We start from the raw sequence: 17,265 nt of genomic DNA, 5'->3' as shown, positions 1-17,265 counted from the left end.
GTCGACGCGAGCTTAGGTTAGCCTAACCTCTATAGCCCCGTCCTCCCGGACTCACGGCCGGCCCCGCCGGTGGGAGAAGGAGGTCGACGCCGGGTCCGAAACCCGCACCGGCCGGCTCGACGAAGGCCGGCAGGCCACTCCGGCCGGCCCCGCCGACTGCCGTCGCGAGCCGGCTCGTCGCCGCCGCAGGAGCAGGGCGGGCAGCAGAACGGCGGCCAGCGCGACGAAGACGACCGGGCCGTAGCCGATCAGGTCGCGGGCGGGCGAAGCTCCCCCCGGCCCGCCGGTCGTGACGGCGATCCACGGGGCCAGACCATCGATACGGGCGCCGAGGTCCGGCCCGCGGTGGGGGCACGACGGCCCGGCGCTGACCACGGCGACCAGGACGGCGACCCCGTCCCGCCGCTGCCGGAAGTACGGCCCGCCGGAGTCGTGCGGGCACGGGCTGGTGTCGGCGCGCGGCGCCCGGCCCGAGGTCTCCACGAGCGCGTCGCCCACCCGGCCGACGATGAACTGCCCCGTCCGCAGCCGGGTCGCCGGCGTGTGCCCGTCGGTCAGCCCGTACCCGGTCAGCCGGACGACTTCGCCGGTCCGCGGTGGGGCGGCGCCGACCCGCAGCGGCGCGATGTCGGTGACCGCGACGCCGAGCTCGGCCAGCGCCACGTCGGCCCCGTCCGCCTGGCGTACGGCGACGACCTCGGCCACGTGACCCTCCCGGGTGGTCAGGTCCGCGCGCCCGACCGTGGCGGTGGTACGGGCCGCCACGGTACGGCTCACCCGGCGGCCGTCAGCGGTGCGGAAGCAGTGCCCCGCGGTGATCACCCAGCGGGGCGCGACCAGGGCGCCGGAGCAGGAGCTGTCGCGGGTGCCCGGGCCGGCGGTGGGCAGGCCGGTCATGCTGAGCAGCACCGCGAACCGGTAACGGCCGGCGCTGACGTCCTCGCCGTGCGCGATGGCGGAGGCCGGCCGGGCGCCGCCGGGTGCGACGGTCAGCGCCGCGGCCAGCAGGGTGGCGGCCAGCCGGCGACGGGCAGATCTCATGGGATGCCATGCTGCGCAGGGATCCGTCCGGAGGACGTCGGCGCCGTCCTTATGCGGTCTTTATCGGCGCTGTGTCAGCCTGGCGGGCGGCCGCAGACGGCCGCGACGAGCGAACGGTGAGGAGGCGTAGCGGTGCGGGTGCTGGTCGCGGACGACGAGCGGGTCCTGGCCGACATGGTGGCCGAGGGGCTGCGGCGGTTGTCCATGGCCGTCGACGTGGTCTACGACGGCGACACCGCCTGGGAGAAACTCGGCGTCAACCGCTACGACGTGGCCGTCCTCGACCGGGACATGCCGGGCAGCACCGGCGACGAGGTGTGCCGGCAGATCACCGCCGCCGGGCTCGGCACCCGGGTGCTCCTGCTGACCGCCGCCGCCGGGATCCGCGACCGCGTCGAGGGCCTGGGCCTGGGCGCCGACGACTACCTGACCAAGCCGTTCGCCTTCGCCGAGCTCGTCGCGCGGCTGCAGGCGCTGTCCCGGCGCTCGGCCCCGGCGGTGCCGCCGGTGCTGGAGCGGGCCGGCATCGTGCTGGACGTGAGCCGGCACACCGCCACCCGCGACGGCCTGACCCTGTCGCTGTCGCCCAAGGAGTACGCCGTCCTGCACGTGCTGATGCGCGCCGACGGCCGCGTGGTCAGCGCCGAGGACCTGCTGGAGCAGGCGTGGGACGAGAACGCCGACCCGTTCACCAACACCGTCCGCACCACGGTCATGACCCTGCGCCGCAAGCTGGGCGACCCGCCGGTGATCCACACGGTGCTGCGGGCCGGCTACCGGCTCGGGCCATGAGGTCGCCCTCACCGGCCCGCCGCATCCTGCTGCTCTGCGGGATCATCCTGGTCGTGGCGCAGCTCGCGCCCCCCCTCGCCGGCTACGTGCTCGCGCTCTGGCGGGAGTTCGGGCCGTCCTGGTGCGAGCTGGGCATGCCGCCGGCGCCCGACGCCGGGACCTCGTTCGCCTGCGCCCAGATCTACCGGCGCCCGAACGTGGTGACCGCCCTCGCGCTGGCCCCGGTGCTGCTGGCCTTCCTGGCGGTGTGTCCGTTGGCCGTGCGGTGGTGCCTGCGCCCGGTCCGGGAGCTGGTCCCGGTGATCGCGAACGTCGGGCCGCAGAACCTGGGTCACCGGCTGCGGCCCGGGGCCGGCCGCGACGAGCTGGCCCTGCTCGGCCGCACGATCGACGACATGATGGATCGCATCGCCGTGGGCTACGAGGCCCAGCGCCGCTTCGCCGCCGACGCCTCCCACGAGCTGCGCACCCCGCTCGCGGTCCAGCGCACGCTGATCGAGGTGGGCCTGGCCGGCGCCCGCACCGAGGATCAGCTCGCCCTGCTCGCCGGCCAGCTGCTGGAGACCAACGAACGCAACGAGCGCCTGATCGAGGGCCTGCTCGTGCTCGCCGAGAGCGACCGCGGCCTGCTGTCGCGCACGCCGCTGCGGCTCGACCTCATCGTCGCCGAGGTGCTCGACGCCCAGCGCGACCGGGCCGCCGAGGCCGGCCTCACGATCACCAGCACGCTGCGCCCGCGCCTCGTGCCGGGCGAACGGGTGCTGCTGGAACGCCTGGTCAGCAACCTGGTGCAGAACGCCGTGCGCTACAACCGGCCGGACGGCACCATCGACGTCCAGGTCGGCGACGACCCCGCCCTGGTCGTCACGAACACCGGCGACGACGTGCCCCGCGACGCGGTGGCCGGCCTCTTCGAGCCGTTCCGCCGGCTCTCCGGCGCCCGCGTCCACCACGGCGGGGGCGCCGGCCTCGGGCTGGCCATCGCCCGCTCGATCACCCGCGCGCACGACGGCATCATCGCGGCGTCGTCCACCGGTCACGACGGCCTGCGCATCGAGGTCTCCTTCCCCACGGCGGCCGGACCCGGCTAGATCTGATGCAGCCAGGCGACGAAGAGCGCCACCGCGGGCAGGGGCACCGTGAGCGCCACCGCGAACACCCACCGGGCGGGCCGCTGCCCGGCGAGCACGCCCGACAACCGGCCGTGCAGCGCGGCCAGGCCGGCCAGCAGCAGCAGCGCCACCGCCGCCATCGGCAGCCCGACCAGGAAGTGCGCCGCCCACGCGCCGGCCCGGCTCGGCCCGCCCCAGGAGGTGTCGTACGGGCCGGGATCCACCAGGCCATAGCAGACGCCGCGGAACACGAACGCCAGCAGCGCCCCGAACGGCAGCAGCGCGACGGCGCCGAGCAGCAGGCTCAGCACGGCATGGCCGGCGACGACCAGCCCACCGGCTCGCCCGGGCCGCCCCGCGACACCGGCCCCGCCCGGCGGCAGGGGCCCCAGCAGTCGGGAGCGCAGCCGCAGCCACCAGCCCGCGGCGGCGCGGGCCCGTCCGAGCGGCACAGCGAGCAGCGCCGCGACAGCCAGTGGCAGCAGGGCGGCACAGTAGAGCGCCCGGCCCCCGATCCGCACGCGCGGCCGGGGACGGGAGATCAGGGAAGTCGTCATGCGTACAGGCTCGTCCGGGCCGGCCGCCGCGCCTACCGGGCTGGCTCCCGGTCGAAGGTGCGGATAACCCCACCCCCTAGCCCGGTGCGGCCGCCGAGCTCCGCGTCTCCCACGCCGCCCACAGCTGCGCGTACCGTCCCCCGGCGGCCACCAGCTCGGCATGCGACCCGGCCTCCACGATCTCGCCGTGCTCCAGCACGACGACCCGGTCCGCCGACGCCGCCTGGGTGAGCCGGTGCGCCACGATCAGCACCGTCCGCCCCCGGGTCGCCGCCGCGGCCGCCTCCTCGAGCGACCGGGCGCCCGCGCTGCCCGCCTCGGCGGTCGCCTCGTCCAGCACGGCGACCACGGGGTCGAGCAGCACCAGCCGCGCCAGCGCGAGCTGCTGGGCCTGGGCCGGGGTCAGCTCGTGGCCGCCGTCGCCGACCAGGGTGTCCAGCCCCTCGGGCAGCGCCCGGGCCCACGCCAGCGCGTTCACGGTGGCCAGCGCGGCGGACACCTCCTCGGCGGTCGCCTCCGGACGGGCCAGCCGCAGGTCCTCGATGAGCGGTCCGGCGAAGACGTGCGTCTCCTGGCTGATGATGGCCACGGTCCCGGCCGGCAGCTGCGGCACGGGCACGCCCCCGACCCGCGCCTCGCCCTCGGCGGGACGCAGCACCCCGGCGGCGATCGAGGCCACCGTGGTCTTGCCGGCCCCGGTGGAGCCGACCAGCGCCACCCGCTCCCCCGGCGCCAGGCGCAGGCCGACCCGCCGGAGCACCGGCGTACGGCCGTCGTAGCTGAAGGAGACGTCGTCCAGGGTCAGCGAGGCGTCCGCCGGCGGGCGGCCCGGGCCGCGCTGCTCCACCGGCATCGCCACGACGCCGACCAGCCGGGACAGGCTCGCGCCGGCCGCCTGGACCTCGTCGAAGGTGAACAGCAGCGTCGACACCGGGTTGAACAGCCGGTGGAACAGCAGCGCCGCCGCGGCCGCCTGCCCGACGGTCACCGAGCCGTCCCGGACCAGCCAGAAGCCGGCCACGAGCAGCGCTGCCAGCCCGAGGAACTCGGCCCGGTTGACCCGCCCGACGAAGCGGGTGAAGAGCGTGAAGACGCCGACGTCGATGTCGCGGGCCCGGGCCGACGCGGCGTCGATGGCGGCGAGATGCCGCTCCTCCAACCGGTACGCGTGCACGGTCCGCAGCCCCTGCATGCTCTCCACGAGCAGCTGGGACCGTTCGGCCACGGCCCGGCGTTCCGCGGCGTACCGGGGCGCCGACCGGGGCAGGTACCAGCGCAGCGCCGCCACGTAGCACGGCACGGCCACGGCCCCGGCCAGCCCGAGCCGCCAGTCGATGCCGGCCATCGCGGCCAGGCTCAGCACGCCCAGCAGCAACGCCGAGATCACATTGGGCAGCACGTCGGAGACGGCCTTGCCGATCGCCGCGATGTCCGCGCCGACCCGGGACAGCAGGTCGCCCCGCCCGGCCCGGTCCAGCACGAGGGCCGGCAGCCGCAACGCGGTGGCGACGGTGCTCTCGCGCAGGTCGGCGAGCATGCGGGCGCCGAGCCGGCCGACCAGGTACGAGGACAGTCCGGTCGCGCCGCCGCCGACGAGCGCGGCGGCGACGATGACGACGGAGATCGAGACGATCGCGCCCGTACCGGCGCCGGCGCGGACCCGGTCGACGAGCAGGCCGAGGGCGTACACGGGCACGATCGCGGCCGCGGCCGCGAGGACGCCGGCCAGCAGCGTCCCGGTGACCTCGGCCGGCCGGCCGCGCAGCTCGGCCCCCAGCCAGGCCCGGGTCTGCCGGGCCGGCGCGATGGGCAGGATCGGGCTCTCGCTCATCGCAGCACCAGCTGTCGGTAGGTCTCGTCGCTCGCGCCCAGCGTCTCGTGCGCGCCCTCCGCGGCGACCGTCCCGTCGCCGAGCACGACGATCCGGTCGGTGGCGGCCAGCAGGGCGGGGCTGCTGGTGATGACGACGGTGGCGAAGCCGGACCCCGGGCCGTGCCGCAGCGACCGGATCCCCTGGGCGATGGCGTGCTCGGTGACCGCGTCGACGGCGGTGGTCGGGTCGTGCAGCACCAGCACCGGCGGGCGGGCGAGCAGCGCGCGGGCCAGGGCGATCCGCTGGCGCTGGCCGCCGGAGAGGCTGGCGCCGCGCTCGGCCACCGGCGCGGCGAGCCCGCCGGGCTGGGTGTCGAGCACCTCGTCGGCGGCGGCCGCGCGCAGCACGCCGGGCGGGATCTCGCCGTCGGCGGGCCCGGTCAGGTTGGCGGCGATCGTGCCGGTGAACAGGTCGTTGTGGTGCGGTTCGACCAGCAGCAGCCGGCGCGCGTGGGCGCGGTCCACCTGCTCCAGCGGCGAGCCGCCGAGCAGCACGCTGCCGTGGTAGCCGGCCGGGACGCTGAGCAGCCTGACCAGCGCCTCGGCGTCGCCGGGGCGGCGGGCCACGACGCCGACGAACTCGCCGGGCCGCACGTGCAGGTCGAGCCCGTCCAGCGGGCCGTGCCGGACGCCGGACAGCCGCAGGTCGCAGGGGTGCTCGGCGGGCTTGTCGGCGCCCTCGGGCAGCACCAGCCCGGCGTCGGCGACCAGCGCGACCCGGTCGGCCGAGGCCCGCGCCTCGGCGATCCAGCCGGGCACGACCGCGAGGGTCCCGAACGGCTCGATGAGGAACTGGGCCAGCCCGATCACGGTGACGAACTGCCCGACGGTGATCCGCCCGGTCAGCGCGAACCAGCCCGCCAGGATCGCGATGCCGCAGGCCAGCAGCGTGCTCAGCACGGTGGAGGCGGCCAGGTAGCCGCCCTGGGTGCGCGCGGCGCGCAGGGTGGCTGCCAGCGAGCGCCGGCTGACCACCCGGTAGTTGCCGGCGGCGGCGTCCTGCGCGCCGAGGCCGCGCAGCGGCCGCAGCCCGCTGACCAGGTCGGTGGCCAGCGAGGTGGCCCGGCCGGCCTGCTCCTGCTGGTCGGCCACCCGCCGGGTGATCAGCGGCGAGCTGAGCTGCAGCAGCACCAGCACGACCGGGGTGGCGACCAACACCACCAGGCCCAGCGGTACGGAGATCAGCAGCAGCGCCACCGCACTGATCACCGTGGCGACCACCGCCCCGGCGATCCGCGGCACGTAGTCCAGCAGGTACGAGGTGTTGTCGGCGTCGCTGGTGGACACCGTCAGCAGGTCCCCGGCCCGCAGCTCGGTACGCACCCCGCGCGGGTGCAGGATCTTCGCCGACACCTCCAGCCGCAGCCGGTGGCCCTCCTCGGCGATGGCCCGCATGAGCTGCCGCGCGCCGAACCGGTACGCCATGGTCAGCACCGTGAACTGCACGGCCAGCACGCCCACCCAGAGCAGCAGCCGGCCCGGGTCGCCGGGGGTGACGGCCCGGTCGATGACCACGCCGATGAGGATCGGCACGAACGTCTCGCAGGCCTGGTGCACCGCGATCAGGGCGGTGCCGGTCCACAGCTTCCGGGCGTTGCGGGTGGTGGTGCGCAGCAGGATCCGGGCGCCCGATCGGCTCACTGGGCCATGCTGTCGCGCAGCGACTTGGGCCGCAGGTCGGTCCAGTGGGCGTCCACGTAGTCGAGGGCCTGTTGCCGCGGCGCCGGCCCGAAGACGCTGCGCCAGCCGGCCGGGATCTCCTTGAAGGACGGCCAGAGCGAGTGCTGCTCCTCGTCGTTCACGAGGACGTGGAAGGTGCCGTTCTCGTCGTCGAACGGGTTGCTGGACACGCGGTCTCCCCACAGGTCGGTCAGAAGTAAGGACAGCCTAACCTATGCGCCGGGCCACGCCGGAGCGCGGGATGACCAGCGGGGTGTGCGTCTCCGGGTCGTCGATGATCCGGCAGCCCAGCCCGAACACGTCCGCGACCAGCTCGGCCGTCAGCACCGCGCGCGGGTCGCCCTGGGCCACGATCGCCCCCGCCTTCATCACCACCAGGTGGTCGGCGTACCGGGCGGCCTGGTTGAGGTCGTGCAGCACCGCGAGCATCGTCGTGCCCTGCTCCCGGTTGAGCCGCACGCACAGCTCCAGCAGCTCGATCTGGTGGGCGATGTCGAGGAAGGTGGTCGGCTCGTCCAGCAGCACGATCGGCGTCTGCTGGGCCAGCACCATGGCCACCCAGACCCGCTGCCGCTGCCCGCCGGAGAGGGTGTCGACGAGCTCGCCGGACAGCTCGGTCACCCCGGTGGCGGCCATCGCCGCGACCACCGCCGCCTCGTCCTCGGCCGACCACTGCCGGATCAGCCGCTGGTGCGGGAACCGGCCCCGCGCGACCAGCTCGGCCGCCGTGATCCCGTCCGGGGCGACGGACGACTGCGGCAGCAGCCCCAGCCGCCGGGCGACCTCCCGGGCCGGGCGGGTGTGGATGTCCCGGCCGTCCAGCAGCACCTCGCCGGCGCTCGGCTTGAGCAGCCGGGACAGCGCACGCAGCAAGGTGGACTTGCCGCAGGCGTTGGGCCCGATGATCGCCGTGATCCGGCCCTCCGGCACGACCAGGTCGAGGTGCTCGCTGATCGTCTTGCGGTCGTAGCCGATGGTGATGTCGCGGGCGGCCAGGCTCATCGCAGCTCCCTTACCGTCGCGCCTGGCGGACCAGCAGCCAGACGAAGTACAGGCCGCCGACCGACACGGTCACCACGCCGACCGGCAGCTGGGTCGGCGCGAACGCCCGCTGGGCGAGGAAGTCACTGATCATGAGCAGGCACGCGCCCATCGCCGCCGACGGCAGCAGGGCGATACCGGGCGTGCGGGTGAGCCGCTGGGCCAGCTGGGGGGCGGCGAGCGCGACGAAGGAGATCGGTCCGGCGGCCGCGGTCGCCACCGCGGTGAGGGCGACCCCGATGACCAGGTACGCGAGCCGGGTGCGGTTGACGCGTACGCCCAGCGCGGCCGCCGCGTCCTCGCCCATCTCCAGCAGCGACAGGCGGGGTCCGTACCCGATCAGCAGCAGGCCGAGCGCCCCGACGGTGACCACCACCGGGGTGACCTGGGCCCAGCCGAGACCGTTGAGGCTGCCCTGCCCCCACAGCATGGCGGCGAAGGCCGCCTGCAGGTCCACCGTGACGATGAACCACTGGTTGACCGAGGCCAGCATGGCGCTGACCGCGATGCCCACGATGATCAGCCGGAAGCCCGGCACGCCGCGCCGGTGGGCGAGCAGGTAGACGACTGCCGCGGTGGCCAGCCCGCCGGCCAGCGCGCCCGCCGCGACCAGGTAGTACCCGTTGCCGGCCAGCACGGTCACGACCAGCACGCCGGTGTAGGCGCCGGTGCCGAACCCGATGACGTCGGGGCTGCCCAGCGGATTGCCGGTCAGCGCCTGGAAGACGGCCCCGGCCAGCCCCAGCGCGGCGCCGATGACCAGGGCGAGCAGCACCCGCGGCAGCCGCCATTCGACCACCACCAGCCGGGCGGCCCGGGTGCCCTCGCCGGCCAGCGCGCCCAGCACCTCCGACGGCGTGAGGGTGAACTCGCCGGCGCCGAGCGCCAGCACCCCGGTGGCCAGCGCGGCCAGCAGCAGGGCGAGGCACACCAGCGCGGGCCGGACGGACAGCCGGCCGGACACGCCCCGGTGCGGCCGGACCACCAGGACCCGGCGGCCGAAGTCGACGCTCACAGGCCGCTCACCCGGGCCCGGCGGACCCACCAGATCAGCACGGGCGCGCCGAGGAACGCGGTGACCACCCCGACGCGCAGCTCACCCGGGCGCACCACGAGCCGGCCGGCGATGTCGGCGAGCAGCAGCAGGACGGGCCCGCAGACCACGGTGTAGCCGAAGATCCAGCGCTGGTCCGGGCCGACGATCCAGCGCACCACGTGCGGCACCATCAGCCCGACGAACCCGATCGGCCCGACCGCGGCGGTCGCCGCGCCGGCCAGCAGCATGACCGAGACGGTGGCCAGCACCCGGGTCCGCCCGACCCGGGCGCCGAGGGTACGGGCCAGATCGTCGCCGAGCGCGACGGCGTTCAGCGACCGGGCCACGACCAGCGCGAGCGCGGCCCCGGCGAGCACGAACGGCAGGATCGTGGCCGCCACCTCCAGCGGCCGCCCGGCCAGCGAGCCGACGTCCCAGAACCGCAGGTAGTCGAAGGCCCGGGGCCGGACCAGCCGGATGCCCCCGGAGATGCCGTCCATGACGGCGCCGAGCGCCACCCCGGCGAGGGTGAGCCGGATGGGGGTGGCGCCGCCGCGCCCGGCCGAGCCGAGCAGGTAGACCAGGGTGAGCGCGAACGCGACCCCGGCGAAGCCGAACCACAGGTACTGCGCGAGGCTGGTCAGCCCGAGCACACCGACCGCGAACACCACGAACAGCCCCGCGCCGGCGTTGATGCCGAGGATCTGGGTGTCGGCCAGCGGGTTGCGGGTGACCGCCTGGATGACGGCGCCGGACAGTCCGAACGCGACCCCGGCCAGCAGCCCGAGCGCGGTGCGCGGCACCCGCAGGTCCCGCACGATCGACTGGTCGTCGGTGTCGGTGAAGTGGAAGAACGCGTCCCACACCACGCCCGGTGAGACGGTACGGGTGCCCAGCGCCACGCTGAGCAGGCAGACCAGCGCCAGCACGCCGAGGCAGACGAGCAGGCCGAGGCCGCGCCGCGCCTGGGTGGCGGCTATGCCCGCGGCGGCCGGGGCCGGGGGCCGCACCGGCGTCCGCGTCAGAACCATGGGCGAAGCTTAGGCTACCCTTCCTAAGCCGTCACCATGGCTACCAACGGTCGAGGCGCGCCGACAGCACGGCGAGGGCGGCCATGCCGGCGGTGGAGGTGCGCAGCACCGAGTCCCCGAGCCGCACCGGCTGGGCCCCGGCGGCGACGAAGGACCCGAGCTCCTGGTCGCTGATCCCGCCCTCGGGCCCGACCACGAGCACGATGTCCCCTCCGCCGGGCAGCTTGGCCCGGCTGAGCCGGTCGGTGGCCTCCTCGTGCAGGACGAACGCCGCGGCGGCCGCCGGCAGCAGCGCGGACACCTTCTTGGTGGAGACGTCCGGGTTGCCGGCGATCACGGGCAGCCAGGAACGCCGGGCCTGCTTGGCGGCCTCCCGGGCGGTGCTCACCCACTTCTCCCGGGCCTTGACGCCGCGGTCGCCCCGCCACTGGGCCACGGAGCGGGAGGCGGCCCAGGGCACGATCTCGTCGACCCCGATCTCGGTCATGGCCTGCACGGCGAGCTCACCGCGGTCGCCCTTGGCGATGCCCTGCACCACGACGAGCCGCGGATCGGGCGGGTCGGCGAGCTCCCAGCCCAGCACGGCGACGTCGACGCTGCCCCGGCCGACCGCGGTGACCTCGGCCACGGCGGTGCCGCCGCGCCCGTCGGAGAGGAGCAGATCCTCGCCGACCTTGAGCCGCTGCACGGTGGCGGCATGGTGCCCCTCGGCACCGGCGAGCGTGAACCGCCGGCCGCTGGGCAGCTCGTCAACGAGGAAAAGAGGCGCAGACACGGGCTCACGCTACCCAAACGCGTCGACGGGCGGGCGTGGCCCGCTCCGGGCCGACGGCGCGTCCCTTCGGTCCGCCGCAGCCCCGGCCCGTCAGCCCAGCGACGCGCTCGCCGCCCGCAACTCGTCCAGGGCCGCCAGGGCGTGCCGGCCGAGGTCGTCCTCGTCGTCGCGGTCCCCTTCGGACCACGCCGCGTAGCCCCGCTTGAACGCGAGCACCCCCAGCTCACCCGCGAGGGCCGCGGTCGCGCCCGACACACCCCGAGCGAGCAGGGCATTCGTCATCGCGGCGGCGAGGCTGACGCTCTTGAGTGCGTCACGCTCCTGGAGCTCGGCGCTGGAGGCGACGGCCGCCTTCAGGCGGGGGCCGAGCTCGCGGTTCGCGGGGCCCATCGCGCTCGACGCACGGACGAGACCGGCGCCGACCGCCTGGAGCGGGCTGGCCTCCGCGGGCGCACCGGCGATCCCCTCGACCAGCAGCCGGCTCAGCGTCTCCTGCCCGGCGACCAGAAGTTCCCGCTTGTCGGGGAAGTGCCGGAAGAACGTGCTCTTGGTGACCCCGGCCCGCTCGGCGATCTGCGCGACGGTCGTGGCGTCGTACCCCTGCTCGACGAACAGGTCGACGGCAGCCAGGACAAGTCGTTCCCGTGCCCCAGGTTCCCACCGCGCCATGGGCCCATCATAGTGACGGGACCATTGTCCCATCACCGTGCTAGCGTGACGGGACAAGAGTCCCATCACTTTCGGAGGGCACCCATGCACGTCTTCGTCACCGGCGGCACCGGCCTGATCGGCACCGCCGTCATCGCCGAGCTGCTCGGCAACGGCCACACCGTCCTCGCCCTCACCCGCTCGGAAGCCTCCACCCTGGCCGCCGAGACCGCCGGCGCCGAGCCCCTTCCCGGCGGCCTCACCGACCTGAACGCCCTCCGCACCGGCGCCGCTCGCGCCGACGGCGTGATCCACCTGGCCTTCAGCAACGACTTCAGCAGCCCCGAGGCCCTGGCCCGGGCGGTCGAGGAGGAAAGCGCCGCCCTGAGGACCCTCGGCGAGGAACTCACCGGCAGCAACCGCCCGTTCGTCACCGTCTCGGGCACGCCCTGGGTGCCGGGCCGCGTCTCCACCGAAACCGACCCGCTGCCGACCGACGGGCCGGTCGGCGGTCGCGGTCGCGCGGTCACGGCGATCCTGGACCTGGCCTCGCACGGCGTCAGAAGCACAGCCGTACGCCTGCCGCGCACGGTCCACAACGAAGGCCGGGGCGGCTTCGCGGGCCTGCTGACCGACATCGCCCGCCGCACCGGGGTGTCCGGCTACCCCGGCGACGGCCTCCAGCGCTGGCCGGCGGTGCACGCCCGGGACGCCGCCACGCTCTTCCGGCTCGCCCTGGAACAGGCGCCGGCCGGATCGGCCTGGCACGCCGTCGCCGACGAGGGCGACGCGGTACGCGACCTCGCCACGGTCATCGGCCGCCGCCTGGGCCTACCCGTGGAGGCCGTGCCGGCGGAAACGTACGGGCCACTCGCACCGATCTTCTCGGCTGATCAGCCTGCTTCGAGTGCGTACACGCGGGCGGCGCTCGGGTGGCAGCCGAAGCACCCGAGCCTGCTGCGAGACCTGGAACTCATCGAACCGTGAGCAACGGGCGGCCGGGAAATGGCACATGTTCCAGCCGACGGGATCGCCGCGTGAAGCGGCAGGGCGGGGGCTGCTTCGACGGTCGGCATTCGCGGGGTCGCGGGTTGCGGTCGGCAGTCATGGGTCTCGGTCCGGCTCGCCGGTCGTGGCCCGCTTCACGGCCCGCAGGCGCGGGGACCGCAGTCGCGGGGACCGCAGGCGCGGGGACCGCAGGCGCGGGGACCCCAGTCGCGGGGACCCCAGTCGCGGGGACCCCAGTCGCGGGGACCGCAGGCGCAGTCGCAGGCCGGAGGTCTCCGTCAGGAGTCACGGGTCGCGGTCCGCAAGATGTCGCAATTCACCCTCGATGGGCGGCGGCCGCTCCAGGAGAAGCCCGCCCTCGTCCCACCCTCCGGATCTTGCAGAGCCCGGCCCGCTTTTCAGGCCGTAGCGCTTCAACATCCAGCGAGAAAGGGGCATCGACGACGCGCCAGCCCGAGGCCAGAACCGCGAGGAAGCTCTCAGCAGGATCGGGGGATGGGGAGCAGCATGGGAGCGGTAGGCCAAGCCGAGCCGAGCAGGCCCGAGAAGCCGAGCGGGGCCAGAGCTGGACAAACTGCGAGAACCCAGGCCGAGCCGAAGCCGAACAGCAGCCCCACCGCCCCACCGCCCGGATCTTGAGGAGTTCGGGTCCACCCTCGATGACGAGGGCTGCGCCTGCCAGCGAGCCGGCGCATAGTGACGGCTACACGAAGCGGGATGCGGATCGCCGCTCGGATCCCGGCGGCAACGGGTTCCGCGCGCTGTGCGACAGGATGAGGTTCGGCGGGGTGCGTTGATGGGAATCGATTACGGATACGACCTCTACCTGCCCACCGGAGCGGTCGGCCGGGCCTTGCGGGCAGTCGCCTCGATCGCCCGGGAAGGGATCGGGTCGGTGGATGTCGTGGTGCCTGGCGGCGAGCGGATCACGGTGCCGTTCCGGGGTGAGCCGGCCGGGGATGTGGACCACTGGTCGCTGGACGCATGCCTGTACTTCCCGGTCGGCGACGAGGCGATCCGGGCCTGGGCCGAGGTGGAACGACGCGAGGGGAGGCAGGAGCACCCGGACGCGCTGGGACGGATCTGGGTCGGTGCGGTCTATCTGCATTTCTGGCGGGACTGCGGTTTGCGTTCCGGCTACTCGCGGCTGGACTTCACCGCGGCCACCACCAGCATGAGCCGCTTGTTCGAGCAGTCGGCATGCGTCAGGGGTGCTTTCACCGGGCTGGCCGAGTCCGTCGGGGCCGCCTGCCTCGTGCTTGACCGGGAGGGCGACGGTGATGAGGTCTGCTGGCCAGCCGGCGGAGGCGATCTCGAGGCGCTCGCCGCGCACTGGCCCGAGACCCGCCCTGCGGCAACCGATGACTGCCGCCCGCGATCCACACTCGGCCGAACGGGGATGCCCCGAGCAGAACCCAAGCCTGACATCCGCCCGGAGCAAGGCATCCCCCGAAGCCCAGAAACCGGATGAACCCAGCACGCACCCCGCAATCGGCGGGAGCGACGGTCAGTTATCGGCAACCAGGCACGACCAGAAATTGATCTTGATCTTAATGCCCGTTGAAGGCGTCCCGCATCCGCGAGAAGAACCCGCCCTGCTTGCTCAGCTCGGCGATGTCCTCCCCCCGCGTCTTGGCGAAGTCGCGCAGCATCCGCTCCTGGTCCGCCGTCAGCTTGGTCGGCGTCTTCACGTCCAGGTGCACGAACAGCTCGCCGCGACCCTGCCCGCGCAGGTGCGGCACGCCCTTGCCCCGGATGCGCAGCGTCGAGGCCGGCTGGGTGCCCGGCTTGACCTCGATGTTCTCCTCGCTGTCCAGGGTCTTGATGGTCAGCCTGGTGCCGAGCGCCGCCGCCGTCATCGGCAGGGTGACCCGGCAGTGCAGGTCGTCGCCCTTGCGGGAGTACACGTCGTGCGGGCGTTCGTGGATCTCCACGTACAGGTCGCCGGCCGTGCCGCCGCCCGGGCCGACCTCGCCCTGCTGGGCCAGGCGGATGCGCATGCCGTCCTCGACGCCGGCCGGGATCTTCACGGTCAGCGAGCGGCGGGTGCGGATCCGGCCGTCGCCGGCGCAGGTCGGGCAGGGCTGCGGGATGACCGTGCCGTGGCCCTGGCAGACCTGGCACGGGCGGGACGAGACGACCTGGCCGAGGAACGTGCGCTGCACCGACTGGACCTCGCCGCGGCCGCCGCACGTCTCGCAGGTGGCCAGGTGGGTGCCGGGTGCGGTGCCCGCGCCGGAGCACTGGGTGCACAGGACCGCGGTGTCGACCGTGATCGGGGCCTCGACGCCGAAGGCCGTCTCGACCAGGTCGAGCTCCAGGCGCAGGATCGCGTCGGCGCCGGGCCGGGTGCGGGGGCGCGGTCCGCGGGAGCCGCCGCCGGCGGCCGTGCCGAAGAACGCGTCCATGATGTCCTGGAAGCCGACGAACGGGCCGGCGCCGCCGGGTCCGCCCGGTCCGCCCGCGCCGCCGCCGCCCGGGGCCAGCGGGTCGCCGCCGAGGTCGACGATCTGCCGCTTCTGGTCGTCCGAGAGGACCTCGTACGCGGCGTTGATGTCCTTGAACTTCTCGTGCGCCTCGGGGTCCGGGTTGACGTCCGGGTGGTATTGACGGGCCAGCTTGCGGTAAGCGCGCTTGATCTCGTCGTCGGTGGCTTCGCGGCTGATGCCGAGAATTCCGTAATAGTCCTTGGCCACAGGGGTTCGAGTCCTCATGTCTGCCCAGCGCTGAGCGGTTCCGTCAGTTTTGTGCCAGCAAATCGCCAACGTAGCGTGCCACGGCACGCACCGTCGCGATGGTGCCGGGGTAGTCCATCCGGGTCGGCCCGAGCACGCCGAGCCCACCAACGATCGTCTTGCCTGGTCCGTAACCCGTGCTGACCACGGATGCCGCCCGCAGGTTGTCGATCTCGTTCTCGTCGCCGATGCGGACCCGGGTGGTGCTCGGTTCCACCTCTCCGATGAGCTTGAGCAGGATGACCTCCTCCTCCAGCGCCTCGAGGACCGGCCGCAGCGAGCCCTGGAAGTCCAGCACGCCGCCGCGGGTCAGGTTCGCCGTACCCGCCAGGGCGAGGCGTTCCTCACTGCGCTCGACCAGCGTCTCGAGCAGCACCGAGGCGACACAGGCCATCGTGGTGCGCTTCTCCGGGGCGCACTCGTCGACCAGTGTCTGCACCAGCGGCGGGGTGTCGGCCAGCTTCTCGCCGGTGAGCTTGGAATTGATCGTGCGGCGCATGTCCAGCACGTCGTCGCTGGCCGTGGGGGCGGGCAGCTCCACCAGGCGCTGCTCGACCCGGCCGGTGTCGGCGATCATCACCAGCATGAGCCGGGTGGTGGAGATCGGCACCAGCTCGAGGTGGCGCACCGAGGAGCGGGCCAGGCTGGGGTATTGCACGACGGCGACCTGGCGGGTGAGCTGCGCGAGCAGACGCACCGTGCGGTGCACCACGTCGTCGAGGTCGACCGCGCCGACCAGGAAGCGCTCGATGGCGCGGCGCTCGGCCGGGCTCAGCGCCTTGACCCGGGAGAGCCGGTCGACGAAGAGCCGGTAGCCCGCGTCGGTCGGCACCCGGCCGGCGCTGGTGTGCGGCTGGCGGATGTAGCCCTCTTCCTCCAGCACCGCCATGTCGTTGCGGACCGTGGCCGGGGAGACGCCGAGCTGGTGCCGTTCGACCAGGGCCTTGCTGCCCACCGGCTCCTGGGTCGCCACGTAGTCCTCGACGATGGCGCGGAGCACCTCGAGCTTGCGGTCGTCAAGACTCATGGCGAGATCCTCCCTTGACTCCCTTGGCACTCCTCAAAGTCGAGTGCCAGTCTACGTCGCCCGGGCCCGCCGCGCGATGATCAGCCGACAGGGCCCGTGCCACTTAGCCGAGTGTCTATTCTCCGACCTTGCCAGGGTGTTGCTCTCGCCACGTTCGACCAGCGGTCCTACCGTGTGCGCATGACTGAACCGCCGCGTCCGCCCGGTGAGGGGAATCCCTCGGACCCCACCGCGCCGCTGAACCCTTATTCGGGTAACGATCCCACCTCCGGATCGGCCCCGCCGCCCCCGGCGTACGGCTCACCGCAGCCGCCCACCTACGGCAGCCCGCCGCCCACCTACGGCACCCCACCGCCCACCTCGGGTGCCGGAGGCTACGCGCCACCGCCCAGCTCGGGTGCCGGCGGTTACGCACCGCCGCCGTCCTCGGGCGCCGGCGGTTACGCTCCGCCGCCCGGCTCCGGCGCCGGCGGCTACGGCCCGCCTCCCGGCGGCACCCCGTACGGCGCTCCCGGCGCCTACGGTCAGCAGCCGGGTGGCTACCCGCCCGGCGGCTACGCCCCGGGTGGCGACGACAAGACCTGGATCCTGGTCGCCCACTTCGGGGGTGCGGCCGGCGCCTTCCTCGGTGGCGGCTGCTCCGGCTGGATCGCGCCGCTGGTGGCGCTGCTGGCCAAGGGCAACCAGTCCCCGGCCGTGCGGGCCGAGGCGGTCAAGGCGCTGAACTTCCAGATCCTCTGGTCGATCATCGCGATCGTCGGCTGGGTGCTCACCTGCATCATCGTCGGCTTCTTCGTCGGCATCGCCGCGTGGGCGATCGCCACGATCTTCGGCATCATCGCCGGCGTGAAGGCGAACAACAACGAGCCGTACAACTACCCGATGACGGTCCAGCTCATCAAGTAGTGCG

General features: G+C 74.1%; 17 protein-coding genes. 5 read left to right on the top strand and 12 right to left on the bottom strand.

Going from position 1 to position 17,265, the window contains the following annotated elements; genetic code table 11:
* Positions 1-51: 51 nt before the first annotated feature.
* Positions 52-1,041 carry a S1 family peptidase gene (locus Ani05nite_RS22015; protein ID WP_203770932.1) on the bottom strand — a complete coding sequence of 330 codons (990 nt, stop codon included), beginning with the start codon at positions 1,039-1,041 and terminating at the stop codon, positions 52-54.
* Positions 1,042-1,173: 132 nt separating this feature from the next.
* On the opposite strand from Ani05nite_RS22015, the gene Ani05nite_RS22010 reads away from it, so the two are divergent.
* Positions 1,174-1,833, top strand: a complete 660-nt coding sequence (locus tag Ani05nite_RS22010) for a response regulator transcription factor (protein ID WP_203770930.1) — start codon at positions 1,174-1,176, stop codon at positions 1,831-1,833.
* Positions 1,830-2,924: an ATP-binding protein gene (locus Ani05nite_RS22005; RefSeq protein ID WP_203770928.1), complete on the top strand. Its 1,095-nt coding sequence runs from the start codon at positions 1,830-1,832 to the stop codon at positions 2,922-2,924. The genes Ani05nite_RS22010 and Ani05nite_RS22005 overlap by 4 nt, the downstream gene beginning before the upstream one ends.
* Here Ani05nite_RS22005 and Ani05nite_RS22000 read toward each other — a convergent pair.
* The 9 genes from Ani05nite_RS22000 to Ani05nite_RS21960 all read right to left on the bottom strand — a co-directional run bounded on the left by Ani05nite_RS22000 (position 2,921) and on the right by Ani05nite_RS21960 (position 11,606).
* Positions 2,921-3,502 (bottom strand): hypothetical protein, encoded by a 582-nt coding sequence (locus tag Ani05nite_RS22000; RefSeq protein ID WP_203770926.1) that lies wholly within the window; start codon positions 3,500-3,502, stop codon positions 2,921-2,923. The genes Ani05nite_RS22005 and Ani05nite_RS22000 overlap by 4 nt on opposite strands.
* A 76-nt stretch (positions 3,503-3,578) precedes the next feature.
* Positions 3,579-5,333 carry an ABC transporter ATP-binding protein gene (locus Ani05nite_RS21995; RefSeq protein ID WP_203770924.1) on the bottom strand — a complete coding sequence of 585 codons (1,755 nt, stop codon included), beginning with the start codon at positions 5,331-5,333 and terminating at the stop codon, positions 3,579-3,581.
* Positions 5,330-7,015: an ABC transporter ATP-binding protein gene (locus tag Ani05nite_RS21990; RefSeq protein WP_239130485.1), complete on the bottom strand. Its 1,686-nt coding sequence runs from the start codon at positions 7,013-7,015 to the stop codon at positions 5,330-5,332. The genes Ani05nite_RS21995 and Ani05nite_RS21990 overlap by 4 nt, the downstream gene beginning before the upstream one ends.
* A complete protein-coding gene (locus tag Ani05nite_RS21985; protein WP_203770922.1) occupies positions 7,012-7,224 on the bottom strand; it encodes an MbtH family protein in 213 nt (70 codons plus the stop codon). Before Ani05nite_RS21985 ends, Ani05nite_RS21990 begins: the two co-directional genes overlap by 4 nt.
* Positions 7,225-7,261: 37 nt before the next feature.
* Positions 7,262-8,056, bottom strand: coding sequence for an ABC transporter ATP-binding protein (locus Ani05nite_RS21980; protein WP_203770920.1), 795 nt, complete (start codon positions 8,054-8,056; stop codon positions 7,262-7,264).
* A gap of 10 nt (positions 8,057-8,066) precedes the next feature.
* Positions 8,067-9,110 (bottom strand): FecCD family ABC transporter permease, encoded by a 1,044-nt coding sequence (locus Ani05nite_RS21975; RefSeq protein ID WP_203770918.1) that lies wholly within the window; start codon positions 9,108-9,110, stop codon positions 8,067-8,069.
* Entirely contained in the window at positions 9,107-10,162 is a 1,056-nt protein-coding gene (locus Ani05nite_RS21970) for an iron chelate uptake ABC transporter family permease subunit (protein ID WP_203770916.1), read from the bottom strand. The genes Ani05nite_RS21975 and Ani05nite_RS21970 overlap by 4 nt, the downstream gene beginning before the upstream one ends.
* 40 nt (positions 10,163-10,202) lie before the next feature.
* Complete coding sequence (locus Ani05nite_RS21965; RefSeq protein WP_203770914.1) at positions 10,203-10,937, bottom strand: 16S rRNA (uracil(1498)-N(3))-methyltransferase; 735 nt, start codon at positions 10,935-10,937, stop codon at positions 10,203-10,205.
* A 90-nt stretch (positions 10,938-11,027) separates the two neighbouring features.
* The gene (locus tag Ani05nite_RS21960; RefSeq protein WP_203770912.1) at positions 11,028-11,606 is read right to left on the bottom strand and encodes a TetR/AcrR family transcriptional regulator; all 579 of its coding nucleotides are present in this window, start codon (positions 11,604-11,606) and stop codon (positions 11,028-11,030) included.
* 84 nt (positions 11,607-11,690) lie between these two features.
* Here Ani05nite_RS21960 and Ani05nite_RS21955 point away from each other — a divergent pair, with 84 nt between their 5' ends.
* Together Ani05nite_RS21955 and Ani05nite_RS21950 are read left to right on the top strand one after the other, a co-directional pair.
* A complete protein-coding gene (locus Ani05nite_RS21955; protein ID WP_203770910.1) occupies positions 11,691-12,572 on the top strand; it encodes an SDR family oxidoreductase in 882 nt (293 codons plus the stop codon).
* A gap of 817 nt (positions 12,573-13,389) precedes the next feature.
* Entirely contained in the window at positions 13,390-14,064 is a 675-nt protein-coding gene (locus Ani05nite_RS21950) for a hypothetical protein (protein ID WP_203770909.1), read from the top strand.
* 79 nt (positions 14,065-14,143) lie between these two features.
* Here Ani05nite_RS21950 and dnaJ read toward each other — a convergent pair whose 3' ends face one another.
* Positions 14,144-15,289: a molecular chaperone DnaJ gene (dnaJ, locus tag Ani05nite_RS21945; RefSeq protein WP_203770907.1), complete on the bottom strand. Its 1,146-nt coding sequence runs from the start codon at positions 15,287-15,289 to the stop codon at positions 14,144-14,146.
* Positions 15,290-15,332: 43 nt separating this feature from the next.
* Entirely contained in the window at positions 15,333-16,355 is a 1,023-nt protein-coding gene (gene hrcA, locus Ani05nite_RS21940) for a heat-inducible transcriptional repressor HrcA (protein ID WP_203770905.1), read from the bottom strand.
* A gap of 180 nt (positions 16,356-16,535) precedes the next feature.
* Between hrcA and Ani05nite_RS21935 the strand changes: the two genes are divergently transcribed.
* Entirely contained in the window at positions 16,536-17,261 is a 726-nt protein-coding gene (locus Ani05nite_RS21935; RefSeq protein ID WP_203770904.1) for a DUF4870 domain-containing protein, read from the top strand.
* Positions 17,262-17,265: the final 4 nt, after the last annotated feature.

It is taken from the genome of Actinoplanes nipponensis (assembly GCF_016862275.1).
GTDB lineage: Bacteria > Actinomycetota > Actinomycetes > Mycobacteriales > Micromonosporaceae > Actinoplanes > Actinoplanes nipponensis.
Note: the sequence above shows the minus strand (reverse complement) of the source record. Positions and strands in the feature narration are given on the sequence as shown.

Coding starts and splice junctions, on each gene's coding strand:
- Ani05nite_RS21970 (WP_203770916.1), bottom strand. CDS start 10,162: ATGGTTCTGACGCGGACGCCGGTGCGGCCCCCGGCCCCGGCCGCCGCG.
- Ani05nite_RS21950 (WP_203770909.1), top strand. CDS start 13,390: ATGGGAATCGATTACGGATACGACCTCTACCTGCCCACCGGAGCGGTC.
- Ani05nite_RS22000 (WP_203770926.1), bottom strand. CDS start 3,502: ATGACGACTTCCCTGATCTCCCGTCCCCGGCCGCGCGTGCGGATCGGG.
- Ani05nite_RS22005 (WP_203770928.1), top strand. CDS start 1,830: ATGAGGTCGCCCTCACCGGCCCGCCGCATCCTGCTGCTCTGCGGGATC.
- Ani05nite_RS21980 (WP_203770920.1), bottom strand. CDS start 8,056: ATGAGCCTGGCCGCCCGCGACATCACCATCGGCTACGACCGCAAGACG.
- Ani05nite_RS21995 (WP_203770924.1), bottom strand. CDS start 5,333: ATGAGCGAGAGCCCGATCCTGCCCATCGCGCCGGCCCGGCAGACCCGG.
- Ani05nite_RS21935 (WP_203770904.1), top strand. CDS start 16,536: ATGACTGAACCGCCGCGTCCGCCCGGTGAGGGGAATCCCTCGGACCCC.
- hrcA (WP_203770905.1), bottom strand. CDS start 16,355: ATGAGTCTTGACGACCGCAAGCTCGAGGTGCTCCGCGCCATCGTCGAG.
- Ani05nite_RS22015 (WP_203770932.1), bottom strand. CDS start 1,041: ATGAGATCTGCCCGTCGCCGGCTGGCCGCCACCCTGCTGGCCGCGGCG.
- Ani05nite_RS21955 (WP_203770910.1), top strand. CDS start 11,691: ATGCACGTCTTCGTCACCGGCGGCACCGGCCTGATCGGCACCGCCGTC.
- Ani05nite_RS21960 (WP_203770912.1), bottom strand. CDS start 11,606: ATGGCGCGGTGGGAACCTGGGGCACGGGAACGACTTGTCCTGGCTGCC.